The organism is Streptomyces sp. NPDC088246 (assembly GCF_044741025.1).
Classification (GTDB): Bacteria; Actinomycetota; Actinomycetes; order Streptomycetales; family Streptomycetaceae; genus Streptomyces.
Genome location: NZ_JBIURV010000074.1, coordinates 21,246 through 27,245 on the forward strand (window position 1 = coordinate 21,246; position 6,000 = coordinate 27,245).

Below are 6,000 nucleotides of genomic sequence, written 5' to 3' on the forward strand. Positions count from 1 at the left end.
CGGACTCACGAGAGCAGGATTCCTACATGGCACATCGCTATCTCCCCCGCGTCGTCCTGGGCGTCACGATCGCTGTTGTCGGCACGCTCACGCTCGGGGTCACCACGGCCTCCGCCGGAGTGGACCCGAACCGGGACCTCATCAACAAGATGAGCGGAGGGCGCCTGGCCCTGTACGGCGACGGCACGGGTGAGGGCAACACCGCCATCACCCTGCGCAGCCCGGCGTGGAAGTACAGCACGGAGGCGTGGGACGCGGACTCGACCTGGGGCGCGGACGAGGCCGGTTCCTGGACCACCGTGTACCGGAACAGGGCGGCGAACAAGTGCCTCCAGCCCGCCTCCGCGACTGCCGAGCGCGGCACCACCGTCGTTGTGCGGACCTGCGACGGTTCCGACCTGCAGAAGTGGATCCTCAGGGGCGAAAGGGCCGACGGCAAGCACACCGGGTGGTGGATGTGGCGCCCGAAGGTCAACAAGAACGTCGCCATCGCCCTGAACCGCTACAACGACGGCAGTTGGGACTCCCTGCACCTCGACACCGCGTACCCCAGCTCCGACCGGCTGTGGCGGATCGCCCCCAACGACGCGGCCTGGAACCTGGACTGATCCTCGGCCGCGCCCGGCCGGTGAGCCCCCGCCCGTCCCGATGCCGGGACGGGCGGGGGCTCTTTTTGACTCAACCTCTCGACGGTCATCCGGTGTATTTACAGCTTTCGGCGCGACAACCCCCGCGCAACGCAGAGAAGTGTCCGCACCGCGCGCGACAACGAATGGTGGGCCGACTACCTCGCCGCCGAGGACAGCCGGGCCGGGGTCGGGGCTGAGCCCGGGCTTGAACCGTCGACGATCACATCCCTGCCGCGCCGGGCGCCCACGGAGTGTCTGGTTCCGGCGCCTGGGGCCGCTGGCGACGGGTCGCTTCCGGCCCCCTGCCGGTCGCAACGCCCCAGCCCGAAGCGGGGCCCGCGCCCGCCGGGGCCGCACTCCCACAGCCGGAATCGAGATATCCCTCACCCGCTCATCCGTCCCCCGCGTACCTGGCCCTGGCCCAACTCGGTCGCATGGACCACAGGTTGGCCCTCTCCGCCGTCGACTGCGAGGCACTGGAGGGACGGCGCCACCGAATGGCTTGCACGCGGCGTGAGCACGGACTACCTCACCCAGGCCCTCACTGCAGGACTTCCCGCCCAGGTCGACTCGCCCGTCGGATTCCTGCGCCGTCGGCTCAACGACAAGATCCCACCCGTCCTGCCCGTCGCCCCGGAAGCCCCCGTCGTCCCCGCCCGCCGCGTCATGGTCGAGTGCACCCGGTGCGGCACCCCCGGCCGCCCCGATGCGCTTCCCGACGGCCTCTGCCGCCCCTGCCGCCAGGTCACCCATGGCTCAGCCGTCACCCCGGACGGCGTCACCGAGCCCGCCATCGAACGTGATGTCCGTGCCTACGTGAGCGAACTCCGCGACCTGCTCAAGGTCCCCTGACGCCGCAGCTGTCCGAGCGGGCATCGGTACGCCTCTGGAGGCTCAGGGCCAGTCGACCAGGACCATGAACGTCACCCACGCGAAGAACACGACGCTCGGCGCGAGCACGGCGAGGGCGAGAGCGGCCGGTGGCCTGCGCCTGCTGAGCACCCAGCTCGCGACCAGGGTGATCAGCGCCGGCACCAGGCCGACGGTGAGCACCGCCCACGCGCCATCGAAGCTGGTGCCGAACCGGTGGGCCTCGGCCTCCTCGCAGTACTCGCAGGCTATCGACGAGAGCGCGCCGAAGACCAGGGTGAAGAAGGCCAGCGGAAGCGTCACGACCGTGGAGATCAGCGGAGCGATCCAGGTGCGCGACGGGCGGGTGTCAGTGACTTCTTCGGGCATGCGTACGAGTCAACTCGGAGTCCGGGGACGCCGCATGAGTTGTCGTACTCAGTCCCACCAGAACGACCAGGTCTCCTGGTTCAGCACCATCTTCTCGGCGTACACATCCAGGTCGTACGGCGGGTTCTGGTTGATGTTGTCCGGGCAGAACGCGAAGTGCTCGGCGGCGAGCGCCCGTGCCTCGGCGAGGGTGGTGGGCGGGCGTCCGACGGACACGGTCAGGGTGTCGAAGCCGAGCACCACGACCCGTATGCCGAAGCGGTCCTCCCAGGAGCGGAGCACGGCGCAGAGCCGGGCCATGTCGTCCTCGTAGTTGACCGGTCCCGACCAGCCGATCGCCGCCGGGATGTCCGCGCTGCGCCGGGCCGGGACGAGCGCCGCTCGGGTACCGGGGTACCAGCCGTCCGGGCCGACGCACTCCTCCGCGATCTCGGCCGCCAGTTTGTCCGGGCCGTCGCGTCCGTCGGCGGCCGGGGTGGGCGCGAGGCCAGGCCACTCGCCGTCGGCCGCGTCGAGTTCTTCGGGTGCGCAGTCCGCCCAGTACTCGCCGAGCACCTCCTCGGCGTCGTGATCACCCGGGTACGACGTCCTGTCCGGGGCGAGGTCCCAGGTGTCGGGCCATTGGTTGCGTCTCCCGCCGTCGATCAGGACGGGAATGAGCCCGACCGGCCGTCCCGCATCGCGGAGACCGGCCCACGTCCCGTGGGACGCGGGCTCGTCGGCGCACCAGAGCAGCGGTTCGTGCCACACGCCGTCGATCGTGGCGTCCACCAGTGAGCCGGGCGGGAGTTGGAGCCCTGACGCGGTCAGGGACGGGAGCGGATTCGGGAGCGTCGCCATGACCGCGACTCTAGACGCGGCCACTGACAGCGGTGGGGTGCGGCCGGTGGCGCGGGCCTTGGACTACGGGTGTGCGTGAACGACGACGAACGCGGTGCGCGCACTGGTGCCGTCGGGGAGCGGCGCGTCTGCCGTGACGTGGCCGAGTGCCTGCCCCTCGGTGTCCTGGCCGGGCTGGAGAACACGGTTGATGTGGATGGTCAGCCGGCGTCCGTCGGCTGTCTCCACCAGGATGTCCGTACCGCTCGGGTCGTCGCTCACGGTCGTGGAGGCGATCGCCGCCGTGGCGCCGGCCTCCGCGAACCAACCGGTGACGGAGGGGTCGGGGGTGTCGCTCGTACTCTGCATCTGCGGCTCGGCCTCGCCGACGATCAGCGCGAGCAACTGGGCGACGAGGACCGGGTCACGCGTCCCGTCGTACACCCACCGCTGCCCCAGCACCCCGTGCTCGGTCGTGCCGATGAGTGCTTGGTCGGCACCCGCGATCGGTGCGCCGCGGTAGCTGAACGGCACCTGGTACGTGACCGGTTGGTCCCCCGACGTGTCGGTGACCGCCATGAACTCGATCCCGACCTCGCCCTCCGGGTCGTCCAGCCGGAATCCGCCGGTCCTGGCCAGCTCGGGCTGCCGGCCCTTGCCGCGGTACCAGGGCTGCGCGGGCAGCCAGGTGGCGAGGAGCTCCAGCTTGGTGGGCGTCAGGGTGGTGCGGTGGATGACAGCCATGCGGTGGTATCCCTCCGGTGGGTTCAGACGAGTCGCCGGTCGGCGGCGAAGCCGGCGAAGGCCGTCCAGGTGGTGGGCGCGACGGTGAGGGTGGGGCCGTCGGGGTTCTTGGAGTCGCGGATGTGGATGGCGGCGGGGTGTGCGGCGATTTCGACGCACTGCCCGCCCTCACTGCCGCTGTAGCTCGACTTGCGCCATTCGCAGGCGACTTCGAGGCACTGTCCGCCTTCGTCGCTGCTGTAGCTCGACTTGAACCACTCAAGTGCGGTGCTGTTCATAGCTCTCCCAGCAGACGGTCCAACAGGCCCACGGTGTCTTCGGGGCTGAGGGCCTGGGCTCGCAGCATCGCATATTTCTGGGCGAGGATGCTGACCTCGTCGGGGTCGGAGATGAGCACACTGCCGCGTTGCGTCTCGGAGAAGGAGACGTGCTGGAAGTCCGGCGTCTCCAGCAGGGTGAAGGGGCCGGCTAGTCCCGCGTGGGTGCGGCTGTTCAGTGGGAGGACCTGGAGGCAGATGCCGGGGAGCGCGGCACACGCCCGAAGGTGGCGCAGCTGCTCCGCATGCCCCTCGTTGTCCAGGAGTTGAAGCATCAGGACCGGTTCCCAGACGACGAAGCTGATGGTCGGGGGCGTGGTGCGGTGCAGGATTTCCTGACGCTCAAGGCGGCCCGTGGTCTGGATGGCGATCTCGTCCTCACCGAAGACCGGGACGCGGTTACGGAAGACGGCTCGGGCGTAGGCCTCCGTCTGGAGAAGTCCGGGGAGCACCTGGTTGTCGTACCAGGACAGCGCCAGGGCTTCCTGTTCCAGATCCAGGTACTGCTCGACCCACGCCGGGATCAGGTCCACCTCCGGCATGTTGCCCACCGCCGTCTCCAGCGCTCCCTTGGTCTCCAGCAACTCGTCCAATCGACGGGCCAGTTCCGGCAGCAGTGCGCGTCTGCCCTGCTCGATCGAGGCGATCGTCTCCACCTGGTGGCCCACCCGGTCCGCGAGCCGGGCCTGTGTCAGGCCCGCCGCGACGCGGAACACGCCGACCAGTTTGCCCACGAGTTTCATTGCCGACGCGTTCTTGCGCTGCCGCTTCCTGGGGTGCATACAGATCGAACTCCCACCTACATGCGTACGTCACGCGCGCACGACCCGTACAAGAAATCTGTACGGGTGCGCATACTGCGGCAGCGTAGTCACAGAGTGTGACTCTCGTCCCATGAACGAGACGATGCAACTCTCGCTGCTGCGTGAGCGGTCCTACCGGCGCGAACGCCGATCGGTGCCTGCCGCTCGGGAGTTCGTACGAGGAGCTGTCACCGACTGGGGGTTCGGTGCGCGGCTGGATGACGTACTGCTGTGTGTGAGCGAGCTGGCCACCAACGCGCTGGTGCACGGGGTGCCGCCGGGGCGGGGGTATCGGGTGCGGCTGCTGCTGCGTGAGGACGGGAAGTTGCTGCGGGTCGAGGTCCACGACAGCGGGGACGGGCAGCCGGGTGTGCGGGAGCCGGACGGGGAGTCGGGGCGCGGGCTGGTGATCGTGGCGGCGCTGGCGGATGTGTGGGGGGTGGGGGAGCGGGACCCGGGCAAGGTGGTGTGGTGCGAGTTCGGTCAGGGCTCCTGCTCGGGCGTGGCGAACTCGACGGTCTCTCGGACATCCGCGTCGGGGTCCTGGGAGAGACGTTGAAGGAGCACGCCGACACCCGGTGCCGACCAGCGGGCGACCGCCTCGACCAGGGCCACGCGGACCTGTGGGTCCGGGTGGTCCGCGAGGTGGGCCAGTTGGTCGACCGGTCCGCGTCGGCGCATCCCGAACCAGCGGAGTGTCTCGGTGAGTTGGGCCGGGGCGCCGGGGTTTCCCGCTGCGGCGATCCGGCGGAGGAGGACCGGGGAGGCGGGGGCGGGGCCGTCGAGGGGGTGCGGGCGGCGTTGCCGCAGGCGTTGTGAGCCGTATTCGCCGCGCACCCGGCAACCGAAGCAGGTGCAGGGCGTCTTGCCGTTCGAGTCGGGGAAGTACCGCCAGCCGGTGACCTGGCTGACCGCGCGGATGCGGTGCACTTCGCGCCTGGTGACGGTCCTGGGGACGAACACCTCCCAGCCGCGTGGGTCGTCCAGGGCGGCGACGCGGCGGACGGCTTCGGCGGCCGTGGTGGTTGCGGGGTCGGTGTTGTAGCGGCCCACGGTGACGGGTTCGTCGTCCGGCAGGCGGATGTGCACGGCGACGAGACCGCGCGGGCCGCCTTGCCTGGCCAGTTCGCGCAGCCACTGGTGCGTGAGGGTGTACGAGGGCAGGACGGGGAAGCAGTAGAGGCCCCGTGGCAGTGATGCTTCGCGGCCGTGGCTGACGGCCCGTATCCCGGAACGGCGGATGCGCGCCGCGTTCGCCGAAGCTGTCAGGTGCACGAACATCGCCATGCGGCCGATGCTAGTGCCCCTCCCGGCAAGCTTTGCCCCGTCGCAAACATTGCCGGTCACGGCATTAGCCCTAGACCCGGACTTCGCGGGTCACCGTTTCAGGTCTGTGGCCAGCGGGTTTGTCCGATGTCGGTGTCGAGGAGATCGAGGAGGTGAAGTTGA

The 6,000-nt window shown here is 69.8% G+C and carries 9 protein-coding genes; 3 read left to right on the plus strand and 6 right to left on the minus strand.

The window, feature by feature from the left end; all coding sequences use genetic code 11:
- Positions 1–26: 26 nt before the first annotated feature.
- Both ACIPEK_RS42500 and ACIPEK_RS42505 read left to right on the plus strand, forming a co-directional pair.
- Positions 27–608 (plus strand): RICIN domain-containing protein, encoded by a 582-nt coding sequence (locus tag ACIPEK_RS42500; protein ID WP_402007712.1) that lies wholly within the window; start codon positions 27–29, stop codon positions 606–608.
- A gap of 534 nt (positions 609–1,142) precedes the next feature.
- Positions 1,143–1,481 carry a hypothetical protein gene (locus ACIPEK_RS42505; protein ID WP_402007714.1) on the plus strand — a complete coding sequence of 113 codons (339 nt, stop codon included), beginning with the start codon at positions 1,143–1,145 and terminating at the stop codon, positions 1,479–1,481.
- A 42-nt stretch (positions 1,482–1,523) separates the two neighbouring features.
- On the opposite strand, the gene ACIPEK_RS42510 is transcribed toward ACIPEK_RS42505, so the two are convergent.
- From ACIPEK_RS42510 to ACIPEK_RS42530, 5 genes are all read right to left on the minus strand, one after another.
- Positions 1,524–1,868 carry a hypothetical protein gene (locus tag ACIPEK_RS42510; RefSeq protein WP_402007715.1) on the minus strand — a complete coding sequence of 115 codons (345 nt, stop codon included), beginning with the start codon at positions 1,866–1,868 and terminating at the stop codon, positions 1,524–1,526.
- A gap of 48 nt (positions 1,869–1,916) precedes the next feature.
- A complete protein-coding gene (locus ACIPEK_RS42515; RefSeq protein WP_402007716.1) occupies positions 1,917–2,708 on the minus strand; it encodes a DUF4253 domain-containing protein in 792 nt (263 codons plus the stop codon).
- 63 nt (positions 2,709–2,771) lie between these two features.
- Positions 2,772–3,431, minus strand: coding sequence for a 1,4-alpha-glucan branching protein (locus ACIPEK_RS42520; protein ID WP_402007718.1), 660 nt, complete (start codon positions 3,429–3,431; stop codon positions 2,772–2,774).
- Positions 3,432–3,454: 23 nt separating this feature from the next.
- The gene (locus tag ACIPEK_RS42525) at positions 3,455–3,709 is read right to left on the minus strand and encodes a DUF397 domain-containing protein (RefSeq protein WP_402007720.1); all 255 of its coding nucleotides are present in this window, start codon (positions 3,707–3,709) and stop codon (positions 3,455–3,457) included.
- The gene (locus tag ACIPEK_RS42530; protein ID WP_402007728.1) at positions 3,706–4,491 is read right to left on the minus strand and encodes a Scr1 family TA system antitoxin-like transcriptional regulator; all 786 of its coding nucleotides are present in this window, start codon (positions 4,489–4,491) and stop codon (positions 3,706–3,708) included. Before ACIPEK_RS42530 ends, ACIPEK_RS42525 begins: the two co-directional genes overlap by 4 nt.
- A gap of 151 nt (positions 4,492–4,642) precedes the next feature.
- On the opposite strand from ACIPEK_RS42530, the gene ACIPEK_RS42535 reads away from it, so the two are divergent.
- On the plus strand, positions 4,643–5,110 hold the full coding sequence (locus tag ACIPEK_RS42535) for an ATP-binding protein (protein WP_402007722.1): 468 nt from the start codon (positions 4,643–4,645) through the stop codon (positions 5,108–5,110).
- Here the strand turns inward: ACIPEK_RS42535 and ACIPEK_RS42540 are convergent.
- The gene (locus ACIPEK_RS42540) at positions 5,035–5,838 is read right to left on the minus strand and encodes a HEAT repeat domain-containing protein (protein WP_402007724.1); all 804 of its coding nucleotides are present in this window, start codon (positions 5,836–5,838) and stop codon (positions 5,035–5,037) included. The two genes, ACIPEK_RS42535 and ACIPEK_RS42540, sit on opposite strands and share 76 nt — an antisense overlap.
- Positions 5,839–6,000 lie beyond the last annotated feature (162 nt).

Bases quoted from the DNA above. Each gene is read 5' to 3' on its own strand.
- ACIPEK_RS42510 (WP_402007715.1), bottom strand. From the start codon at position 1,868: ATGCCCGAAGAAGTCACTGACACCCGCCCGTCGCGCACCTGGATCGCT.
- ACIPEK_RS42500 (WP_402007712.1), top strand. From the start codon at position 27: ATGGCACATCGCTATCTCCCCCGCGTCGTCCTGGGCGTCACGATCGCT.
- ACIPEK_RS42530 (WP_402007728.1), bottom strand. From the start codon at position 4,491: ATGAAACTCGTGGGCAAACTGGTCGGCGTGTTCCGCGTCGCGGCGGGC.
- ACIPEK_RS42520 (WP_402007718.1), bottom strand. From the start codon at position 3,431: ATGGCTGTCATCCACCGCACCACCCTGACGCCCACCAAGCTGGAGCTC.
- ACIPEK_RS42515 (WP_402007716.1), bottom strand. From the start codon at position 2,708: ATGGCGACGCTCCCGAATCCGCTCCCGTCCCTGACCGCGTCAGGGCTC.
- ACIPEK_RS42525 (WP_402007720.1), bottom strand. From the start codon at position 3,709: ATGAACAGCACCGCACTTGAGTGGTTCAAGTCGAGCTACAGCAGCGAC.
- ACIPEK_RS42535 (WP_402007722.1), top strand. From the start codon at position 4,643: ATGAACGAGACGATGCAACTCTCGCTGCTGCGTGAGCGGTCCTACCGG.
- ACIPEK_RS42540 (WP_402007724.1), bottom strand. From the start codon at position 5,838: ATGGCGATGTTCGTGCACCTGACAGCTTCGGCGAACGCGGCGCGCATC.